This window comes from Polyangiaceae bacterium (assembly GCA_016715885.1).
Lineage (GTDB): Bacteria > Myxococcota_A > Polyangia > Polyangiales > Polyangiaceae > Polyangium.
Genome location: JADJXL010000015.1, coordinates 274,790 through 296,099 on the forward strand (window position 1 = coordinate 274,790; position 21,310 = coordinate 296,099).

At 60.0% G+C, this 21,310-nt stretch carries 18 protein-coding genes and 1 pseudogene; 4 read left to right on the top strand and 15 right to left on the bottom strand.

Features of this window, described 5'->3' with window-relative positions; genetic code table 11:
* Positions 1 to 52: 52 nt before the first annotated feature.
* The 5 genes from IPM54_14735 to IPM54_14755 all read right to left on the bottom strand — a co-directional run bounded on the left by IPM54_14735 (position 53) and on the right by IPM54_14755 (position 5,797).
* A complete protein-coding gene (locus tag IPM54_14735; GenBank protein ID MBK9261050.1) occupies positions 53 to 364 on the bottom strand; it encodes a hypothetical protein in 312 nt (103 codons plus the stop codon).
* Between the two features lie 13 nt (positions 365 to 377).
* Entirely contained in the window at positions 378 to 1,154 is a 777-nt protein-coding gene (locus IPM54_14740) for a DUF433 domain-containing protein (protein ID MBK9261051.1), read from the bottom strand.
* A gap of 3 nt (positions 1,155 to 1,157) precedes the next feature.
* Positions 1,158 to 1,937 (bottom strand): DUF3943 domain-containing protein, encoded by a 780-nt coding sequence (locus tag IPM54_14745; GenBank protein MBK9261052.1) that lies wholly within the window; start codon positions 1,935 to 1,937, stop codon positions 1,158 to 1,160.
* Between the two features lie 168 nt (positions 1,938 to 2,105).
* Complete coding sequence (locus IPM54_14750) at positions 2,106 to 3,776, bottom strand: AAA family ATPase (protein MBK9261053.1); 1,671 nt, start codon at positions 3,774 to 3,776, stop codon at positions 2,106 to 2,108.
* 155 nt (positions 3,777 to 3,931) lie between these two features.
* A complete protein-coding gene (locus tag IPM54_14755; GenBank protein MBK9261054.1) occupies positions 3,932 to 5,797 on the bottom strand; it encodes a hypothetical protein in 1,866 nt (621 codons plus the stop codon).
* A 246-nt stretch (positions 5,798 to 6,043) separates the two neighbouring features.
* On the opposite strand from IPM54_14755, the gene IPM54_14760 reads away from it, so the two are divergent.
* The 3 genes from IPM54_14760 to IPM54_14770 all read left to right on the top strand — a co-directional run bounded on the left by IPM54_14760 (position 6,044) and on the right by IPM54_14770 (position 10,189).
* Positions 6,044 to 8,737, top strand: coding sequence for a penicillin acylase family protein (locus IPM54_14760; GenBank protein MBK9261055.1), 2,694 nt, complete (start codon positions 6,044 to 6,046; stop codon positions 8,735 to 8,737).
* Positions 8,738 to 8,867: 130 nt separating this feature from the next.
* A complete protein-coding gene (locus tag IPM54_14765; GenBank protein ID MBK9261056.1) occupies positions 8,868 to 9,935 on the top strand; it encodes a hypothetical protein in 1,068 nt (355 codons plus the stop codon).
* A gap of 98 nt (positions 9,936 to 10,033) precedes the next feature.
* Positions 10,034 to 10,189, top strand: a complete 156-nt coding sequence (locus IPM54_14770; protein MBK9261057.1) for a hypothetical protein — start codon at positions 10,034 to 10,036, stop codon at positions 10,187 to 10,189.
* 4 nt (positions 10,190 to 10,193) lie between these two features.
* Here the strand turns inward: IPM54_14770 and IPM54_14775 are convergent, their stop codons facing one another.
* Together IPM54_14775 and IPM54_14780 are read right to left on the bottom strand one after the other, a co-directional pair.
* On the bottom strand, positions 10,194 to 10,625 hold the full coding sequence (locus IPM54_14775) for a hypothetical protein (GenBank protein MBK9261058.1): 432 nt from the start codon (positions 10,623 to 10,625) through the stop codon (positions 10,194 to 10,196).
* Between the two features lie 276 nt (positions 10,626 to 10,901).
* A pseudogene (locus IPM54_14780) lies at positions 10,902 to 12,420 on the bottom strand (AMP-binding protein).
* Positions 12,421 to 12,509: 89 nt separating this feature from the next.
* Here IPM54_14780 and IPM54_14785 point away from each other — a divergent pair.
* Complete coding sequence (locus IPM54_14785; GenBank protein ID MBK9261059.1) at positions 12,510 to 13,289, top strand: biopolymer transporter ExbD; 780 nt, start codon at positions 12,510 to 12,512, stop codon at positions 13,287 to 13,289.
* Between the two features lie 426 nt (positions 13,290 to 13,715).
* On the opposite strand, the gene IPM54_14790 is transcribed toward IPM54_14785, so the two are convergent.
* From IPM54_14790 to IPM54_14825, 8 genes are all read right to left on the bottom strand, one after another.
* Positions 13,716 to 14,510: a hypothetical protein gene (locus tag IPM54_14790; GenBank protein ID MBK9261060.1), complete on the bottom strand. Its 795-nt coding sequence runs from the start codon at positions 14,508 to 14,510 to the stop codon at positions 13,716 to 13,718.
* A 30-nt stretch (positions 14,511 to 14,540) separates the two neighbouring features.
* Positions 14,541 to 15,080, bottom strand: a complete 540-nt coding sequence (locus IPM54_14795; GenBank protein MBK9261061.1) for a DUF2085 domain-containing protein — start codon at positions 15,078 to 15,080, stop codon at positions 14,541 to 14,543.
* Entirely contained in the window at positions 15,014 to 15,586 is a 573-nt protein-coding gene (locus tag IPM54_14800) for a uracil-DNA glycosylase (protein MBK9261062.1), read from the bottom strand. The genes IPM54_14795 and IPM54_14800 overlap by 67 nt, the downstream gene beginning before the upstream one ends.
* A gap of 423 nt (positions 15,587 to 16,009) precedes the next feature.
* The gene (gene trxB / locus IPM54_14805; protein MBK9261063.1) at positions 16,010 to 16,969 is read right to left on the bottom strand and encodes a thioredoxin-disulfide reductase; all 960 of its coding nucleotides are present in this window, start codon (positions 16,967 to 16,969) and stop codon (positions 16,010 to 16,012) included.
* A gap of 69 nt (positions 16,970 to 17,038) precedes the next feature.
* Positions 17,039 to 17,500 (bottom strand): hypothetical protein, encoded by a 462-nt coding sequence (locus IPM54_14810; protein ID MBK9261064.1) that lies wholly within the window; start codon positions 17,498 to 17,500, stop codon positions 17,039 to 17,041.
* Between the two features lie 51 nt (positions 17,501 to 17,551).
* Positions 17,552 to 18,025, bottom strand: coding sequence for a hypothetical protein (locus IPM54_14815; GenBank protein ID MBK9261065.1), 474 nt, complete (start codon positions 18,023 to 18,025; stop codon positions 17,552 to 17,554).
* A 62-nt stretch (positions 18,026 to 18,087) separates the two neighbouring features.
* Positions 18,088 to 19,635, bottom strand: coding sequence for an outer membrane protein transport protein (locus IPM54_14820; GenBank protein ID MBK9261066.1), 1,548 nt, complete (start codon positions 19,633 to 19,635; stop codon positions 18,088 to 18,090).
* A gap of 19 nt (positions 19,636 to 19,654) precedes the next feature.
* Positions 19,655 to 21,307, bottom strand: a complete 1,653-nt coding sequence (locus IPM54_14825) for a hypothetical protein (GenBank protein MBK9261067.1) — start codon at positions 21,305 to 21,307, stop codon at positions 19,655 to 19,657.
* Between the last annotated feature and the right edge of the window lie 3 nt (positions 21,308 to 21,310).

Sequence of the window (21,310 nt, forward strand, 5' to 3'; positions counted from 1 at the left end):
GAAATCGAGCCATTGGTTTGTACGGTGGCCAGGAGCGGGGCAGAATGTTTGGCTATGATTTGCGAATATGCGGAAGCGCTGCCCCAAACGCAGCGCCCATGACGTCGCCACGCACATCCTGACGAGCGAAAAGAAACACGCGAGCTCGGTGACGCACGATTGCAGTTAATTCAATTGCGTTCGTTCGTATGCGTTCGTCTTTGGAAAAACAAACCCATTCCCGCCGGCCTACGAGCTCCAACCACGTCTCGTCATCGGTGTCTTGATCGAAAAGTTCGTCATGCACCATCAGCGTTTCCATCGCGCCGTCGAGCAGTGGACGAATGGCATTTGCGACAACGATGCCACCCAGCGAGCGATCCACGAAGAACGTGACCTTACGCGGCCCCACGCAATTCGCACCTTATGGCGTCTTCCACCTTGTCTACCGGAAGATTGTAGTCCTGCGCGAGCTCGTGAATCGACTCTCCGGCACGGTGACGCGATGCAATGACTGCGGTCTGGATACCCGTACCTGCAAGCACGGGACGCCCAAAGGCGCGACGCGGATCAATCAGAATGGTCTTTCGCTCGTCTGGCTGGTGAGGCTCGATGATGAATGGGTACAAACGCACCGCAAGACCATGCATGCCCGGTTCCCACTCAATCCGCTCGAGATGTGCCTCTATTGCCTTCCGAATGGCGAATTGGCCATTTTGATCCATGAGATGGTCACAATGCTCGACAAATAAATTGACGCCATCCGTCTTGAATCTGGCATCGATGAGGGGATGCTTTGAGCCCAGATCTTCCTCGACCTGGGCAATGGCGCGCCGCACATTCTCCATTGGGACCTGGTGCACGCGGCGTAGCGCACTCAAGATATGCGCTTCTACCACGTTGAAAAAAGAAAGCAGGCGCGGAGACCCCGCTCCGGGTGTGCGGATGAGCGGTTCGGCATGACGCACCCCGCTCTTTGTCCTGTACGGCCGACCTACCACCCAGCTCTTGAGGGTACTCGGTGGAATGCGCAAATAATGTGCCGCATCAGGAACTGTATAGATGGGCAAATCACGCGGATCCATGCGCCAACCTTTGTTCAGGTGAGTACGTATCACACGCTTACCACCTTCCAGATCGACTGACAACCCCGCCACGACAGGCATCGCTGTCATCGCTCACTCCGTCAGCGCCTCGATGGGGTCGAGGATGACCACCAATACCTGTTTCCAGGTCGCATTTGCCTTGCCGGTTCGCGGGTCGATCAGCGCTTTGCGGGCTTGGTAGCGGCACTCGCCCAGGATCGCGCCCCCGATTGGCGTAATGATGAGGTCCTGGATGCTGGCGCGCTCGTAGGCGGCCTCTGGACCGAATTCGAAGAAGGCGCTGAGCGCTGCCGCATAAAGGAGCGCTTGCCATCCCGCGGCTCCGCGATTGCGCGCGAGCAGGTAATACTCTGCCCCTGCAAGGGGATGCGCGACCGCGTTCCAATACCAGGCGTCGTCGTCGAAGCGCGGACCTAGCGTGAAGCTGCGCGAAATGTTCGTGAAACCCGGCTCCCTCCCGGTCCAGCCCGTGACTTCCGGCGGCAACTGCGTCATGGCCACCACCATCACGCTCTGAAACGTCGTCACGCCAAACGTTGCGTGAAATATGTTCCGTGACCAATTCCGCTCACGGCTCCGGCTGCTGCTCGCATTGACCTCGAGCGTGGCGGGATCCAGGCGGAAGCCCGACGAAGGCTCTTCGGCATAGGACGAGTCCGCCGCGCTTGGTGCGGTCTCCAGCGGAACCGGCAGGGAGGTATTCGTGGCGGTGACGTCGAGCGGCACGCGGGGCGATGCGGGGGTGCTGGCAGCACAGCCCACGAGCAGCACGGCAAGAAGGCTGAGCAGGAGAAGGAGCGGCCTTGGGCTGGCCTGTGGGGTTTTCGTATCGCGAGCACGCTCTCGTTTCATCGCCGCAACACGGGCGCGATGGCACGCGACGTGCCACGGTCGAGGCAGCTCGTTTGCCGTGTTTTTGAATGCCGCAGGGCGAATGCCGCATGAGGGCGCGCAAAGTTCGCACGAAGAGCGCAAGCCGCGCGCGTCGCACGTCGTCAATGCATTGCGGTTTGCTTCACGCTATCCGATCAATTCGTCGACGCGCTTGACCCACGCCCGTTTTCCATCGAAGGCCATGGCGTATTCGTGCACGGGCGACGCTCCCGCATTCGCCACTTCCGCTGCATATTGCCGCTCGCGAATTTGCTTGGCCGCTTCTTGCAATGCCTGTTCGATCGTTTCATCCCCGAAAGGCACCTTGAATTCCATGACCACGCCCGGTTTTCCCGGCGTCTTGGGTCGCATCAGCACATCGGCGCGCCCGTAGCCTGCTTCTCGATTCGAGCGAATGTCGTATTGAGGCTCCAAATGCACGAGCAATCCCAACATGAACCCGTGGTACAACTTTTCCGGCGCGCGTCCGGCGGGATCTTGGTACGACATGGCCGTCACGAGGATCTGCCCGAGGAGCAATTGCACTTTCGCAGAATCCCCCGCAAGGAGCGCCTTCACGAGGTCTTTGGTCAAGGCCCATTCAGGGTCGGCTTTCTCGAGCCAATTACGAAACATGTCTTCGTACACCTGCCGAATTTCATTGTTCGGTATGCACAAATGCCCGGTGTCGCGTCCCTGGTGGAAATCCAATTTTGCGATTTTTAAATATCCAGAAAACAACAAAAAATTCCAAAGCGCGTCCGAACGTCGTTCGATGTCCCGAAGCACGATGTTGTCGTCGATGGGAAGCTCAATGGTTTCCCCGTTGAGCAGCGGGTACGATTTCTCCGACAGACCCATGCCTTGCTTTGCCACGAGATGCTCGATGAGGTCGCTCGAACCGGTGTTGACCCAATAAGGTCGAAGCGAACCGTGCTTGATGTAACTGAGGATCGACCAGGGGTTGTAGATGACCTGGTCGCCAAAATTGTATCCGTTGTACCACGTGCGCACCTCTTCGAGATGTGCAGGATCGACAATGGCAGCGACTTCGTCTTCCGTGAAGCCGAAATAAGTCGAGTAATCGCGAGCGAGGATTGAATACACTTGGATGTTGTTCAGCCCCGAAAACATGTTCTCTTTGGATACGCGCAAAATGCCCGTGAGCACGCCTTTGAAGAGCGCTGCGTTGTCTTTGAGCGCCGCAGAAAAGAAGTTGCGAAACCACATGACGATATCGTCGAAGTAGCCGTGCAAATATCCCGATTGAATCGGCGTGTCGTATTCGTCGATGAGAATGACCACAGGGACCTTGTAATGCTCATACAGCGCAAGCGATAGCCACTTGAACGAATGCTGGAGCTCGACGACCGGCGTGCGCCTGGAAAGCGCTTCCTCGAATTTGCTGACCATCAATGAATCGAGCTTGCCCTCGTCGAGCAAATGGCGATGCCCGCGGTATGCCGACGCGATTTGCTCACGAATTCCGGCAATCGCTTCGTCGAACGTCTTCGCCTTGACCTCCTTGAACGTCACCGATATGATCGGATATTTTTGAAAGTGCGCCATTGCCTTGGGGTCGCTCGCAACGGCAAGCCCCTCGAACAAGTGCGACAAGTCTTCAGCCGACTTTCCCAAGAAGTAACCGAGCATCGACAGGTTGATGGTCTTGCCAAACCGCCGAGGCCGTGGGAAGAGCAGCGCCGAGCTCATGTCGTCGAGCACTTCGCTGATGAAGCCGCTCTTGTCGACGTAACCGGCTCCGCTTTCGCGTACCTTGCGAAAGTCCGATTCTCCGAGCGCAGGACGAAACTTCACGGGGATACCTCCAGCGAACGCAAGGCACCTTTGAACAGGTGCGGCGGGAAGTCAAGGAGGCTCGGGCATCATCGACTGTCGTGAACGGTTTGCCCGATTCACCGATGTTGCGCGGATGAATTCATGCGGCGCAAATCGAATTGGCCGCGCTCGCTTCAATGCACGCCGCCCACGAGCCACGCATAACCCGGCACGAGCACCTCTTCGGGACTCGCGCCACCCTGCGTTGCCGACGACGTGCCGCGCGCGTCGCTCGCAATGCGAAACCCGTGATCGCCAAACATGAACACCAGCGTGCGCGCAGGCGAACCTTCGACGAATTTGGACACGACTTGCGCCGTTTCCTCCGCAATGCCGCCAAGGCGCTCGTCGAATGCAGGACCGACGCCCCGAAGCCGCGCTTCGACCACGTCCACCTTGTAGATTTCCTTGTTGCCCAATCGCTCGCGACGCACCGTCGTCAGCGACCGCCCCCGAATCACCTCGGGCTCCGGACCCGAATCCGGAAATGCTTCGCGCAATCCCTCGGGACCTTTTGCCAATAACATCGCCTGCGTGTGCGTCGTCGTGGGCAGCGCACTCCAAAGCAACGTGCGATCGACGCATACCGCGCGCCCTTGAAGAAGCGGCTTCAAACGCGCCATGACTCGTTCGCCAAGGTCGAACCTCATGGAATCGACGAGCAATAGACGCACGGCACGCGCGTTGTTCAATCGCGCAATGCGAGCGGCAACTTCGGCTGCATCGAGCACCATGACGGGACGTTTTCCGGTCGCTCGAATCGCGGCAAACCCCTCCGTGTAGCTGTGCTCGAACGAAGTCCTGAATTGATCGACGATGCGCTGCACCGCACCATCGGCTTGACCTCGCGCGAGCGCCCCAAGGAGCGGCATGTATCGCGTGGCAAACAATCGATCGATGACGCCCGCAGGCTTGGGTCCCTTGGCCGCATCGAGGTCCAATGCAAACGCTCGCCATTCCGACGAACTGAGCACCCGTTCGATGGCGGCTGGATTGGACGGCGGTTGCGAATGCGCGACGAATTCCGACGGCAAAGGCGGAGGCGGCGGGAGCGTATCGGAGACGGTGTACTTGGCCGGAGGAGCGTCGGCTTCGGCACGCGCAGGCGGCTCTTGCGGGGACAAACCTCGAACGGCGCGCTTGACGGATTGCTCAGCGGGGATCGACGACGACGCGCGGGTTTGTCGCGGCAAAGGCCTCTCGACGGGGCGCGGCAAAGGTTGCGGCTCGGCTGCAGGCGCGGCATCCACGGACGGCGGATTCGGGCGGCATTCCGGATCGACCACGGTCGAAGGCGACGACGGCGGCTGCGTGGGGCGATTGGCAGGACGAACCCGAAGGCGACCGCTCACGGACCCGCGCGTTTCGACCGGAGGCGCCGCAGGCTCCTGCGCTTCCACGAGCACGCTCTGCGCTTCAGTCGTCTCCAGCTCGGGCAACGGCGCTGGACGCGCAATGAGCCGCGGTTCGGACGCAAGCGGACGGCGCGTCGGCGCTGCATCGGCAACGAAGTCGTCGAGGCGCATGGGCGCCAAAATCCGCAAACTCCGGTCGGCATCATCGAGCACGAGCGCGACCGAACCCGTCTGCGCAGCTTCGCCAAACGCCGCAAGCACCGCGCTGTCAGAAAGGCTCAACGTCGCACACCCCTCGGCAGCTCCCTCGGAGAGCGGCCCGAGCGGCGGCAGCACGAGCGCCAAACCGGCACAACCGAGCGCTTTTGCGCGTGTCAACTGGTCCCTGAGCGACAACGTCGCGTCGGCATCGACCGGCACACTCGGCGGAGGCGCTCCACGCATCGCAAGCGCGCTTTCAACGGCTTCCTCGACCGCTTGGCGAAGCCGCCCCGGCGCGGGAGCTCGCGAAATACTTGCCACGACATAGCCGCGACCTCGCAAATCGCCGAGCAGCTCGGCCTTGCGCGTCAACGCGATGAAGTGAGCACCGAAGGACGGTTTGTTGGGTGATGTACCCGACGTGGAGACCTGCACCAAGCGCATGGCCGCCACCCATGCCAGAGACTTGGTCAAACGGGCGAATTTTTGACGACAAGATTTTTTGCTCCGGCGATATTTCCACGCGGAGACGCGCACATGCACCAACCTCGTCGACGAACTTTCACCCTTGCCCTTGCTACAATCTTGACCTCCCTCGCGGGTTGCTCGGACCCTCCCGCGACAAACCCCCCACCAACCGATCCTTTCGGACCACTTGGAAATCTAGCTGACCTTCCTGTCGCCGAACGTATGCCAATCGACAACCTCGAGGGGCCCGTGGACGTCGTGCGCGACAAAGATGGGCGAGTTCACATTTACGCGTCTTCAATTGAAGATGCGGCTCGTGCGGAAGGTTACATGGTCGCTCAAGATCGTCACTTGCAGATCGAGTTTTTTCGGCGGGTGGCGGAGGGGCGATTGGCGGAGATCTTGGCGGATGCCGATCCGAGCGTGATTGATACGGACATTTCGTTTCGGCACATCGGGCTGCATCGGACGGCGAAGCAGCAATACGCGCTGCTCACGCCCGAAGAAAAATCGCTCGTCGACGCGTATGCGGACGGGGTTTCGCAATATTTTCGAGCATTGCGGGATCGGGAAGTGGCGCTTCCGGCGGGGATATTGGTCATCCAAGCCGATGCATTCACGGATTTCACGGGGGAAGATGCGCTCGCGATTGCGAGACTTCAAACGTATTTGTTGTCGTACGACGGAGATGGCGACATTTCGTGGACATTGACGCTCGAAGCCTTGAAAAACCAGTTTGCGGCGAATTCGCCGGACCCCAAGGTCGCGGCTCGAAGTGGCATGGCGCAGGACGTATTTCGGTTTGCGCCGTGGGATCCGGCGACGACGACGACAGGGTATCCCATGGGTCAGAGCAGCGCGAAACCCATGGAGAAAGCGCCCGACGTGAAAAACCTCGGCGCGCGTACGGAGCGATATCGATCAGCCGTGCAATGGCTGAAGGATCTCATCACGCCGGAAGGGTTTGGCTCGAACAACTGGGCGGTGGGTGCGGCGCGAAGCTCGACGGGGCATGCGCTCGTGGCGAGCGATCCCCATCTTTCGTTATCGGCGCCGGCGGTCTTTTGGCCGGTGTCGATGGAGGTGAAGTCGCCGGATGCGTCCAAGCAATGGAAATTGTCTGGCATTTCATTTCCTGGCATTCCGGGGATCATTTTGGGCCACAACGAGCACTTGGCATGGGGCGCGACGGTGGCTGGGTACGACGTGACGGACGTCTATGCGGAGACGCTCACGCCCGATGGCAAAGGGGTCATTTTCAAGGGACAAACCGTCGCGCTGGAGATGATCGACGAGGTCATCCACATTCAGGGCGGTGGTTCGTACACGTACCAAGTGCCGGTGGTGCCGCACCACGGGCCGATTTTTCCGGAAATTACGCCGGACCACAAAGTCGCGCCGCTCGATCCGGCCAAAGGCGCGCTGAGCGTGAAATGGACGGGCACCGAGCCGACCTCGGAATTGTCGGGTATTCTTGGTTTGCTCCGCGCGAAAAACGTGGACGAAGCGCGGGAAGAACTGAAACAATTCAAGGTTGGCGGGCAAAACTGGATGATCGGCGACACGAATGGTGACATCTTGTGGACGTCGCACGTGAACATTCCGAAGCGCGATGCGGGCGCACTGGGATGGAATCCCGCCACGATGACGGGCACGCTTCCTTGTTTGGTGCTGCCGGGCGATGGTTCCGCCGAGTGGAATGGGTATTTGCCGAGCGACCTCGTGCCGTGGGAGAAAAACCCGACAAACGGTTTCATCGCGACGGCCAACAACGACAACATCGGAGATTCGCTGGACAACGACCCGTCGAACGATACGTTGCCGGACGGATCGCCCATGTATTTGGGTTGTTCGTGGGATCTCGGGTTTCGCGAGGGTCGTATTCAGGAACGCCTCAAGAAAATTGATAAAGTGACGCCGGAGGACATGGCGAGCATTCAAGGAGACGTGCGGTCGCCGATGGGTGCGAACCTCGCGCCGGTGCTGATTGCGGCCATCAATCGAGCGGAAGCGGAACGCATGACGCCGGGAACGCATCCCGAGCTATCGGCGGTCGTGATGGATGCCGCGTACGATGGAGCTGCCGTCGTCGGCGTGAAGGATTTGCTGACGACATGGGCGATGGAATCCGATTACGAAGCGGCATCGGGTGTCGATCCGACGACGAACAAACCGCTGCCAGAGGCGGGTGATACGGCGGTCGAAGCGCGAGCTGCGCACGCGACGCTCGTTTTCAATACTTTCCTTGCTCGGCTTGCGACGCGGGTGCTCGGGGACGAATTCACGCACGCGGGAAGATCGGTCGACAGTCAAATGCGCGCCAAAGCGATACTGTCGTTATGTCTCACGGATCCCACGAAGCTCGAGACGTATGATGCCGCGACGCAGCAAAGCATTTTGTGGGACGACATGAATACGCCGGAGCAGGAAACCAAGGATGAACAGCTCATCCGAGCGCTGCTCGATGCGATTGCGACGCTCACGAAGCACGTTGGAACGGATACGAACGAATATCGATGGGGGGCGTTTCACACGATACGTTTCGAGGCGATCATACCCCTTTTCGGTCAGCTCGCGATTCCACCGGTGGGTAATACGGTATTTCCGACGGGATTCCCGCGACATGGCGATAACTTTGCCGTGGACGCGTGCAATTTCTCCGGTTCGGGCGGGCCGGACGTGATGCCGCGGTTTTCGTACGGGAGCGGGCCGACTCAGCGGTTCGTGGTGGATATGGATCCGGCCGGCCCGAAAGCTTGGAATGCATTACCTGGCGGAGCGGTATGGGATTCACAAAACCCGCATTTCAGCGATTCGGCGGAGTTATGGCGGCGCAACGAGACGCATCCGGTGCCCTTTTTGCTGCCTGATGTGATCGCTGCTGCGGAAAATCGCGTCGTCTTCACGAAGCGCTGAGGACGAAAAACATCCGAGCCGTCTGAACGAGGGGTCGCGCCACCTGGGCGCGGCCCCTTTCTTGCTATTTGAACGAGCGTCGATATCAAAATGACGCAAGGGGGTTCGTCCCGAACGGAGAGTTGATTTGGTGTTACGCCGCATTCTCACTTCTGCAGCATCTCGGTTCGACGCGACGGTCGGAGCGGCGATGATTGCACGCAGTGAACGGGGCGGAGGTTTCGCGGATCCCGAAAAAATGCCGCATGAAGCGCGCCTCGAGTTTCTTGCCGAAATAACGGCAACGTACGATCAACCTGAATTCATCGCGAAGCCCGAATTATTTTTTCCAGAGCCGAAATCGGTTCCCATTTCGCTGAGTCGAGTACGTTCAATGGGAGGCGCGGAGCCCGGGGTGGTGCTGGATGCGACGTGGCGGAGCGAATTCGAGCCGTGGTGTGGGGACGTGTGCGAAGAATATCTGTCGCACGAGCAGAACCGGATAGCGGCGGCGCGGCTGTTTTTGCACACGACGCCTCGGCCGGCGGTCATTTTATTGCACGGTTACCGTTGTGGGCAGTTTGCCTTGGAAGAACGAATTTGGCCGGTGCAGTGGCTTTACGATCGCGGCATGGATGTGGCGCTGATGGTGCTGCCATTTCACGCGGTACGAGCCAAACGCGGGCCGTACATGTTTCCTTCGGGGGATCCACGGATCACGGTGGAAGGGTTTCGGCAGATCATGCTCGACGTGCGGACGCTCGCGGCGGAATTGCGTGAACGAGGGTGCGGCGCGGTCGGGGTGATGGGGATGAGCCTTGGGGGATATGCGTCGGGGTTGCTGGCGACGATTGACGACAAGGTGGACTTTGCGGCGCCGATCATCCCGTGTGCATCGATTGCCGATGTCGCTCGCACGATGGGGTTACTCGTGGGCACGCCCGAAGAGCAGGCGAAGCAGCATGATGCGCTCGAGGCGGCGCTGAAGGTGACGAGTCCGCTTGCGCGAGCGAGTCGCATTTCGCCGGAGAAGCTGATCGTGGTAGGCGCGAGTGGGGATCGGATTACGCCGATGGATCATGCGCAGCGGCTCGCAAAACATTTCAATGCGCCGCTGGAGACGTTTCACGGGGGGCATGTTTTGCAGTTTGGCCGGGCGGATGCATTTCGCGCGGTAGGAAGGATGCTGCAGAAGCATGGGTGGCTCGAGGGGCGGTGAAAAGCGTGCCTTGAAGCGAGGCGAAATTCAAAGCCAAGCAAGTTTTTTCTTGAAATCCACATCTTGCTTATGTGTGTAGAACACGCTAGGTTTCGGGCATGGACTCGTTGATCATCGAGTGGGATCAACCTGACGAGCCAAGCGCAGAGGAAGTAGAGGGGATCCGTCAGGCTATGGAGTCGCTCGATGCCGGTCGAGGTCTGCCGTTCGACGAGGTGATGGAGGAACTCGAGGCGGAATTTGGGGACTCGTGAGGCTTTATCCTCGGGCTCGTCTCGTTGCCCGTTGCAACACGTCAACGTCGGCAAGATCTTGCGGTCTTCCGGAAGCCTTTTTGGCCGCAATGAGATCATCAAGAGCAATGTAGTTGGCTGGAACCTTACCGTACGAACCTTTCGCTCTGCGCTTCCATGCTGCCGAGAATGACGACAAACCATCAATCGTAGTCAACACGTCAATACGAAAAGGCTCGACGCCCAGCACAATGAGCGTACGTGGATTCATCAACTTTTCTTCTGTGATGTTCGGCGCATCGCTGCCCAAAAAATCGAGGAGCGCAGCCCGCGTACGTCGAGCGTTTGCTACGGTCATATCGACAAGAACATCAATATCCTTCGTCGCTCTAGGCCGCGCGTGGAACCCGACCGCGTACCCGCCGACGATCAGATACCGCACTCGATGCGCGTTCAACAACGCGATAAACTCTTCGAAGTCGGGGAACGTCACTTTGACCCTTTACGCGCAGCCCATCGAGCACGCATTCGCCAATAAGTTCGATTCTTTGAGCCGGAGTCAAGTTGAGCCAAGGATCAAGGTCGTCATTTTGCTCGAGGGGCATCACTGCCACCGTCCACACTCGACCACGACGATCGCGGACGAGTGTCACATCTTCCTTTTGGCGTGTTCGCTTCTTCATCTGCTTGAGCTCAATTCTGGTTTTGTAGCAGAATCTCAACACCCTTGCACTCACAAAGACTTGTTCCCGCAGAGCCCCCTCACCACCTCCGGCTTCATCACCTTTCCCAGTGCGTTCCGCGGCAAACTTTCCACCACCCGCACCTCCCGCGGAACCTTGTACGGGGCCAAACGCTCCTTCGCCCACGCACGCAATACATCCGCCTCGCATTCGTGCGCGCGCCCAGGCGCTGCCACGACCACCGCCACCACGCGCTCCCCCCACGTTTCATCCGGCAAACCCACGACGGCAACCTCCGCCACCGCCGGGTTTTCCCGCAATGCTTCTTCAATTTCGAGCGCCGATAAGTTTGTAGCCACCACTTTTCAAAATATCGACGCTCGTTCGTCCAAGCAAACGCACATATCCATCCGCTGATCGCTCGGCCACGTCGCCCGTGCGAAACCACCCTCCCTCGGCAAACGCTTCGCGCGTGGCTTGTTCGCGACCCAAATACCCCTTGAAAACGCTCGGCCCACGAATCCACAATTCCCCTGGACCCGTCTCCAAATCGCGCCCCGATTCATCCACGATGCGGCTCTCCACCGTTCGCAATGGTAAGCCTACGGAACCCGGACGCCGCCCCGCTTTATCGATCGGATTCGATGCGCCCACGCCAATTTCGGTCATGCCAAACCTTTCGAGCGGCACCGAGCCCGTGATCGATCGCCATCGCTCAGCCAACGTCACCGGCAATGCCGCCGAACCGCTCGTCGCAAGACGCAACTTCCGCGCCCCCGCGGCCCACCTTTCACGCGTGTTTTCGTCCGCTGCATCGAATGCCTCGAACAATTTTTGATACATCGTCGGCACGGCCATCCACGTCGTCGGCGGTTTTTCGCTTGCAAACTCGTCCCATACGCGGCGCGCATCGAATTTCGACAGCATTCGCGTCGCTCCGCCCGACAAAAACGAAGTCATCAGCGATATGCCAAGCCCATGCAAATGATGCAGCGGCAACGCATGCAGCAAAAGGTCCGTCGCTTCCCACTTCCACGCCTCGCCAAGCAATTCCGCCTGCACTGCGACATTCGCATGCGTAATCATCGCCCCCTTCGGTTTGCCCGTCGTGCCGCTCGTGTACAATAACAGCGCCACGTCATCGGCCTCCCGCGGAGAAACCTCGTCCACCGACGCATGTTCTCGCAATGATTCCGCTCGTACGACGCGTCGACCTTCGCATAACAACGCCGCTCGCTCACGCAAATCGTCCGATACGATCACCGCCCCTGCCCGTGCGTCCTCGCCAAACCACGCAAGCTCGAGCGCCGGATAAAGCGGCGATAGCGGCAGCGCGATTCCACCTGCAAGCAGGATTCCCAAAAACGCCTCGAGCCACACCACGCCAGGCGAAACGAAAAGCGCCACGACTTGACCATCAAGAGATGGTTGGCCACCCAACAATGCCGTGCGCGTTCGGAGTGCACTATCCCACAATTCACCGAAGGATCGTTCGGTGTGATCATCCACGACGGCGAGGCGATGTTCGTGTTTTCGAGCCTGGAAACGCGCGACGAGGGGCGAGGTCATGGGCGCACGATCGCAAGCGACAGGCCGAACTGCAAGCGACGAGTGCCATTCTTTTCTCGATCGGCGGCCGATTGGGTACACTGCGCGGCATGTTCGTCTCTCGGCTCGACTCCCTCGCCCCTTGTGTCCTCGTGTTTGCACTCGCCGCGACCGGCTGTGACGAAGGCAATTCCTCCAGCAAGCCTGCGGCAAGCGCGGCGCCGAGTGCATCGGTCGCGAAGGCGCCAGCGCCTCCGCCGAAGCCGACCAAGGTGCCGGCGCTCATCGTGGACTCGCTGGGTCCGTACTTGGGGATCACGCGCATCGACGTGAAGGCGGAGAACTGGCGCGAGAAGATGGCGGCGGTGATCAAGGAGTTTCCGATCAAGGCGGACGAGCCGGTGACGGTGGTGGCGGAAAAGCGTGCGGCGACGCCGTACGTGGCGGCGCTGGTGGACGAGCTTGGGAAGGCGGGCGCGACGAAGGTGCTGCTGAAGACGGATGGTCGCGATGACGTGCCGAAGGAGCTGATGGTGGTGCCTCCGAGCAAGGTGTCGTCGCCGCCGGGGTGTTCGGTGACGGTGAGCGTGCTGAAGGATTTGTCGACGGCGGTGTGGCCAATCAAAGGGGCCACGGCGAAGCGGCAGCGCAAAGGTTTGGCCGGGCCGGATTTGTCGAATACGGCGGATACGATCAAGAAAGACCTTGCGGGGTGTGATTCGTCGTATGCGTTTTTCTCGGCGGATGATTCGATTGGCTGGGAAATGGCGTACAACTTGGCGGGCACGCTGAAGGTCGTGGACGACAAGAGCGACAAGAAGAAGATTGAAACGCTGGTGTTATTGGCGGAATCGCCGGTTGCGGGGCGAGCGGTGGTGCTGGGGAAGTGAGCGAGCAGCGAGAAGAATTTCGTCCGCGCTTGCTACCAATCCCTCAGTCAGAAAGAGAATCCGATGCTTGCGCGCCCTAGGTGCGCTGGTGTAAGCTTATTTTGCTCAGGAGTTCGCACATGACAAGCTCACCCACACGCAGAACGCCACCCCCAACGAGAGCAACCCGCGCAGCCAGCGTGAACCGCTCGACCGCAAGACCTATCGTCATTTACACGTCGCAATCGGTCGATGGGACGTCCTTCGGACTTGATCCCGAGAGTCAGGTACGGATTCGTAACGCATTTCCGGACGTGCGTATTTCGACCCGACATGTCTATATTTCGCACGACACGCGAGAAAAGCTTTCAGAAAGTATCAACCGCTTCGACAAGCAAGTCGTGTCGCTACTAACAGGGCTGAGTGCGGGACAACTCACGAAAAAATTTATTGTTTCGTTTCGAGATCCGCGTTCGGAGCAGGAGATTGCTCAATTGGTGCCGGAGCCGAAGGTTGCTTGATTGCGTTGCTGTTTGCAATCAATCCTTGCATCGGACTGCCAATGTCCCACTCTGCGGACCAACGATCCATATAGTCTTTGAGTGATTGCCCCCAAGCAAGTGCGTCCTGTTCGGAGAATTTGACCCTGATCGTGATCTGATCTTGACTTTCACCGTCCTCCTTGGGCCTCCTGCCAGGCCCACCGCTTGCGGTCATTTGGGCTCGAATGTCATTAAGTTGCACTCGTGAAATCAGGACGAACCGCCAGTCTATTGCCGGGTTCATGTCATCCCAACGAGTTATGAACATGTAGTAGAGCTCGCCGTGGCTGGGAGCCGTATTGAGCTGAATGCGTGAAAGATTGAATTGGACTATCTTGTTTCCGTTCTCGATTTTGCCGCGACCCGCGGTTTTCACCTGAACGCGACGCAACATTCCTCGACCTTTTTCAGTCGTCGCTTCAACGACGAAAACATCTTCACCAACGTCGATTGCAGGAACGGCAACATTGTATCCGCGCCACAAGAACTTGCTCATTGCGAAGAACTGGCCAGACATGCCCGTGTACAAGTCCTGCGTTGATACTGCGCCTGGAGCAGCACGCATACGCCCTTTCTTAGCAGGTTTGGACCGATCCAGTGATTGCGCCCGTTGCGTTGTAGCCTCTGATGGGGCCTGGGTGCGTTGGCGCAAAGATGTTTTCTTGCGACGAGTTTTCGTTGCTTCGCGGTCTTTCGTCACGCTTCTCATGTATCGAAATTCATGAGACGGTCAAGGCAAATACCTCTTCGATGCAGATCGCTTCCTGGTTTGGTCCCCCCACCTCCCCACCGCCAATACCCCAAGTCCACACACGTGCCCCCATAAGATGCCCGTCAATATGCGCACGGAATGCCATATCGGATGCATGCCCAAATCCTGCATGATCACATCCGCCACCATCACGACGCTCGCGACAAACCCGTATCCCAAACTCGCGCGAATGCCCCACCGCGGATACGGAAATACCCCTGCCGTGCCAAACCCAATAAAAATACCAAGACACCGGCTGCATAACGGCATCAATACGCCGAATAGCTCCAGCGTCCGCGCAGGTCTGTTGTGACAAACCGGCGAAAAAATTGCATAAATCAATTCGCTTGCGCCCGGCGATGAGACGCGCGCCGCCACGGTCGCCCAAAATGGCGACAGCGCAATCAATACCCCAATCGCGCGTAATGCGTAAATGAACCGCGAATCGCGCTTCAGCCCGTCGTCTTCCCCGGTGGCTTCTTGCCGAGACGCGCCATCACCTCTTGCAAGTCCATCCATACTTCCCTTTTCGCCGTCGGCTGTCGCAACAAATACGCCGGGTGAAACGTCGGCATCACCGGGATCCCTCGATAAAGCTTCCACTTGCCCCGAAGCCTCATGATGCCCTCCGTCGTCCCGAGCAGCCCCTGAATCGCCGTCGCACCGAGCGCCACGATGTATTTGGGCCGGCACAAATCGAGCTGCTGCACCAAATGCGCCTTACACGCCTCCATCTCGTCCGGCGCAGGCTTGCGATTGTCCGGCGGACGACACTTCACGATGTTGCAGACGTACACCTCGTCACGTCGATACCCCATCGCCGCAATCATCTTGTCGAGCAGTTGCCCGGCCGCCCCCACGAACGGCTCGCCCAACCGATCTTCCTCGGCGCCAGGCCCTTCACCCACGAAACATAGCTCCGCAAACGGATCGCCTCGCGAAAACACCGTCTGCGTCCGCGCCTCGGCCAATCGACATCGCCGACACCCCTGAACTTCGGCCGCAAGCACCGACAAGCGCCCCATGCGCTCCGTCGGCGTCGCCGCATCGGCGCGTACCACGGGCGCTCGCACGACCGGCTGCGCCGGCGCTGCTTGCACGGGATATCGTTGCTGCTCAAACGAAGTCGGCGGTGGCCGCACGGGCTGCGCGTGTGGCGCTTGGTGCTCAAACGAGTTTGCCGCGGAACGCTGCGGGGGCTGGGGTGCGTCCCGCGAAACCGGCGCGGTCGGCGCATACGCTTGCGCAGGCACCGGCGCCCGCAGCGGCGCGGGCGCATGCTCGTGCTCGACGACCACGCCACGCGGCACGCCCGTCACGCCCGTCATGTCGTACCAATCCACGAGCGCTCGCACCGATGCCGCAAGCTCGAAAAGCTCGTGACGGGCTTCCGCTGGCGAAAGAGGAGCGTCGCTCATGACGGGCGTTTGTCCAAGCCTAACCCTACTTCAGTGCGCGCCTTCCTGCTGCATGAATCGTTCGGCATCGAGCGCCGCCATGCACCCCGTCCCCGCGGCCGTGACCGCTTGCCTGTACGTCCAATCCTGCACGTCACCCGCAGCAAACACGCCCGGAACGCTCGTCCGCGTCGAACCCGGCACCGTCTTCAAGTACCCGTTCGGATGCACCTCGAGCTGCCCAAGGAAAAGCTCGGTCATCGGCGTGTGACCAATCGCCACGAAAAATGCCGCGATGGGCACCGCCGTCTTCTCGCCCGTCTTCAGGCTCCGCACGACCATGCCCGTGACCTGATCCTCTTTCACGTCGAGCACTTCGTCGACGACATGGCTGTAGAGAATCTTGATTTTCGGGTTCTCCACGACGCGCGCGACCATCGCCTTCGACGCACGGAACTCGTCACGCCGATGCACGAGCGTCACCGAGGAACACAAGCCCGCGAGGTAACTCGCTTCCTCCATCGCCGTGTCTCCACCACCCACGACCGCGACGTCTCGGCCTCGATACAGCGCTCCGTCGCACACGGCACATGCGCTGACGCCCTTGTTTTTCAGCGCTTCTTCCGAGGGCAAACCCAGGTAGTTCGCGCGCGCCCCCGTCGCAATGATGACGGTCTTCGCGAGGTACATCGTGTCCTCGACCCAGACCTTGAACGGACGCTGCGAGAAGTCGACCTTGGTCACGTCAGCCGTGACGATCTCGGTGCCTTGGTGCTCGGCCTGGTCACGGAAACGCTGCATGAGCTCCTGGCCCGTGACCTTGTGCGGGAAGCCCGGGTAGTTCTCGACGTCCGTCGTGAACATGAGCTGGCCGCCGGGAATCAGCCCGCCGGCGTTGAACCCCTCGATGCAAAGCGGCTTCAAGTTCGCGCGAGCTGCGTAGATGGAAGCCGTCAGGCCCGCGGGGCCAGAACCAATGATGATGACGTTGCGAACGCTTGTGTCGGTCATGCTGATGCTCGTCATAGCGAAGCCACCAGCCGGCGTCGATACGAGCCGCACCGAGCGTGCATCCGAGCGCTACCGATTGCGGCCTGGGGGCGGAGGAAGACTGCTGCGGCGGCCACCCACGACGCTCCCGGGCGGAGGACCACTGCCCGCAAGGTACGCGAGCGCCGCGGCTTCGTCCTCGAAGAGCTCGAGACGGAACGGGTTTGTCCGGGCGATCCGGCGCACTTGGAGCGCTCCGACGGCGGTACGCACGAGGAGCGCGGAGCGTTCGAAGTCGGAGGCCATCGAATCGATGACCTTGACCGCTTCGATCTCGAGCGCGTCGTTCGCGAGCATCGGCGCTTCACGCACGTCGACCAAGACGGACACACAGAATCGATCACGCACCGGCACGACGCGCAGAAACTGCGCTTGAACGGCGTACATATCCGCAGCAGAACCGAACGGCGCCGACGTGCGACGCGCACGGACCAGCCGTCCGTTGTCTTCACGCGTCACGATGAGGTGACTGCTGCGATATAGCTCCTCCATCGCGGAGCCATGGTGTCCTGCTTGGACACGCGGGGGCAAGAGGCAACCGTGTCAGCTCTTGGAAGTGTCGCGCCCGGACATCGGTGGAGGCGCTGCCGACGGCGCAATCGATGGACGTCCTTCCCAACGACGCACCCAGTATTGACTCGACCGCGGAAGTGAAGCGATGGGACCGGACACCACGATTTCAGCGGCCGCAGAAAGGGCTTGCTCGTCGATGTCCCGCGACACGAGGCGATCGATGGTGACGCGATCGTCGCGCAGAGAAACGATCGCGGAAAACCGCGCCACGACCGTCCCATCGGCAGCGCGCACCGACCACGTGACGAACGTGCCTTCGTCGTGTTCGTCGATGGCTTCGATGTGGCTCATGCTCGCGCGCAGCATCCGATAGACACGAACGTCGTATCGCGTGCGATCCATCGCCGCCGCATCGAGCACGTCCCTTTGGCCGGCATCGAGCGCCGCGAGGTACTGGTCGAACGCGATGGCCACGCGGGATTCGTCGGCGTCGGAAAGACTCATGACGCCTTCACCCTAGCAGAATCGCACGAGCAAACGCGCAGGACGAACGTGGTCGAAGAACGCTAAAACCGGAACGTTGCGCCGAGCGCCACTTCATCGAGGCTCGACGTCAATTTTCCGCCGTTGATGTTGTGCACCGTGCGATACCCCGTCGTGGCATCACCGGACAAACCTTTGAGCTTCCCATTGCCACCATTGTCGAATGTTTCGAAAAACGTGTGCTGATAGGCAAGCGACACGTCGAATCGCCCAAGGCGCACGGTGGCTCCAGCATTGACGCCCACGCGGTAGCCCAAGTGAAAATCGGTATTGAGGTATTCGGGATCTTGCCCGTTGGTCTCGAACCATGCACCCGCGCGCGCCGCCAAGAACCCCGGAATGAAGACGTAATCACCGCCGAGTCGCGCGCCGAATACGTTTTTCCATTTATGCGGAATGTCGGCGTTTTCAGGCACGTAACCGGGCGTGCCATTCACGCGAATGCCGGGCTCGAAGCGGACTTCCATGTTGTCCACGACGCTGTTGTGCGCGTACGTGAAATCGAGCTCGACGTCGAAACGATCATCGACGAGGGTATCTCGAACCTTGCGCCCGACTTTCGGGACGAGCGAGCCTTGTTTTTGCGGACTATGGTATCGAAAGCCAAACCTTGCCGTGAAAGGCACGTTGAGCTTGACGGAGCCAGCATCGTCGCGATTGGTGATGTTGCAATCCGCGGCAACGCCCGCGCATGGCGCGTCGTTTTTCGTGCCGCCCGATTTCCAATAGAGCGATTCGAGCTGCACCGTGGACCGTGCCGATACGGCATCTTGCCAGCGCACTTGCGCGCCCAAATCGAGCCGCTTGTGCGGTGATGCGAGGACACCTACGACGAAACCGGGAATGAATCCGTCGACGGCCGACAACGAAGCTCGCACTTCTTGATTGCCTGCAAAGTCGTCATTGGCCACTTGCGACGTGGATTCGCTGAAGTTTACGAATTTGACCGATGCGACACCCCAAATGAATCCGGCGCCAATGCTGAGCCAATCTTTGATGGCGTAACTCACGCTCACCGTCGGATTGATGAGCAGCGATTCCTGCTCGACGAGCATGAATCGATTGGGCGCCGGCTGGGTCGTGGAGAGACCGAGCTGATTGGTATACGAAACGGATTCTGGCCACGAGACGTTGCCGACCCCGTGCGGGCCCAGCACCGCAATGCCGACGGCGAACCGATCGGAAATGCGGAAGTTTGCGGCGATTTGAGGGTTCGGAAACGGCGTCATGTCGGCGCAAACGGGGTCTTCCGGACCTCCCGGAGCACCGGGGCCCGGGAGGGATGCGCCTGGCGATACGGGGCTGCCGTCGGGATTACGCCGCGAAAAGCAGCGGTTCGAGAACATCAAGTGCGCCCCGATGAACACCCCGGATTTTTGATGGGCGAGCCCTGCCGGATTGAACACCGTGGCGAGCGGATCGTCGGCGCGGGCCACGTACGTCGCTCCGCGACCGACTTGGATGACACCGCTATCGGGAGAATCGAGGCCCGAAGAAGCGAACGCCGAATTCGCAAATCCAAGGCCGAGCGATGCCACGGCCGCGCCAATTACGATCCGCTTTGCACCCATGTTCTGCACCTTCACCCAATTACGACTTATTGGCCGGCGTCGCTTTGAGCGCCGCTTTGCCTTCCTTGACGTACACCGTGAATTTGACGCCCGTAGCTCCGCGCTGCACGAGGGCATCTTTGTTACGCTGCAGCGTCGTCTTGAATTTCTCGAATGTCATTCCTGCCGTCGGTTCGCCGCATTGCTCTTTCGTGGCCAGGAATTGCTCGAATACGCCCTTCCATTCGGTCTCTTCGTCGACCACGGCAGCCGCAGCTTCGGGAGCCGCTTCGGCCGCATTCGACTTCGGCAGCGGCGGCGGAGGCTTGCGCGCACTCGGCGCCCCACCTGCATCGGCAGCAGCCGGCGCTTCGGCCTCTTCCCCAGGCTTGGCCTTGGGCTTCGGCAGCGCTTTGGGCTGAGGCAATGGCTTGGGCCCGACGCCCGCGGGCACCGGGATGGCATTCGATGACGTTTCCGTCGAGCCAGGAACGGCAAAAGCGCTCATGGTCGGGGCCGCAGGAATGGGCCCGAGCACTTGTTCGAGGTCTGCAGCACGGCGCGGAGCACCGCCTTTGGCGGCGATCTTGTCGATACCGTCGTTGATATCGGACGCGATTTTCTTGTACGCTCCGCGGAATTTGCTTGGCGCCAGAATGTCGACTTCGCCTTTGGCCAAACGAATGGCTTCTTTGCCGAACGTCGACATCGGTTTCGTGTGCTCGAATACGGTGAACACGATGCCCGCCGCTGCGAGCAAGAAGACGACGCCAATGATGATGGGCGTGGGGACCTTTTTCTTGTCGATGTCGTCCGCTTTGTTCAAAAAGTCCATGGGGGATTCGACGGCGACCGCGAGGCGACCGACGGCATATCCCGCATTGAGGTCCCAGCTTTCGCCGGGCATACGCGCGTACACGACGCCCAAATGGGCACCGATGACACGCGGCTCGCTGCGGCCCTTCTCCTGATAATCTTTGTTGTTGTCGAGCTGCTTCAGGTCTTGCGTAATGAGGTCGAGGTTTGCCTTGTCGAACCCTTCGGGCCCCCAGGATGCGACGCGCGCGCCGTCGGCATAGAATCCAACGGCTGCACCGGTGCGTTTTGAAACGTTCTGAGCAAACTTGTCGTCGACGTATTTGGCGCCGATGACCGCGCCCACCGGTTCGCCATTCACTTCGGCTTCGACCGGACGCGCGACGACGCGAAGAATGCGGCCTTTCCAAATCCAGCCGTCGTCACGAATCCAGCCGTGAAGGGCGTCGGCCACGAGGGGATAACCGCCAAGCTCCCAATCCTCGGAATGGATGATGCCCACGGCGGCGATCACGCGACCATTGCCATCGACGGCCCAGAGGGCATCGAATTGCAGGTCCGTGGGCACTTCATTGGCGAGTTTCGCGAGCGCCTTGTTGGCCGCATCGCGAGCGTCACGGGGGATTTTCGCTTCGGGCGTTGTTTTTTGGAGCTGCGCGCGCAGATCGGGCGACAGTGCAATGGGGATCAGCGCGCTGGATCGATTACGCGCGTCATCCTTCAAGTACCATCCCACGGCGCTCGAATCGGCCGCCAGAGATTCGCTCATGGCGCGAACACCGGCCCGATTGTACATCTGAGCCGCGAGCACCAACGTGAATACCGCAACGCCCAGCGTAATGGCCAGAGCGAGATACCAAAAACGCGACAGAATCATCGA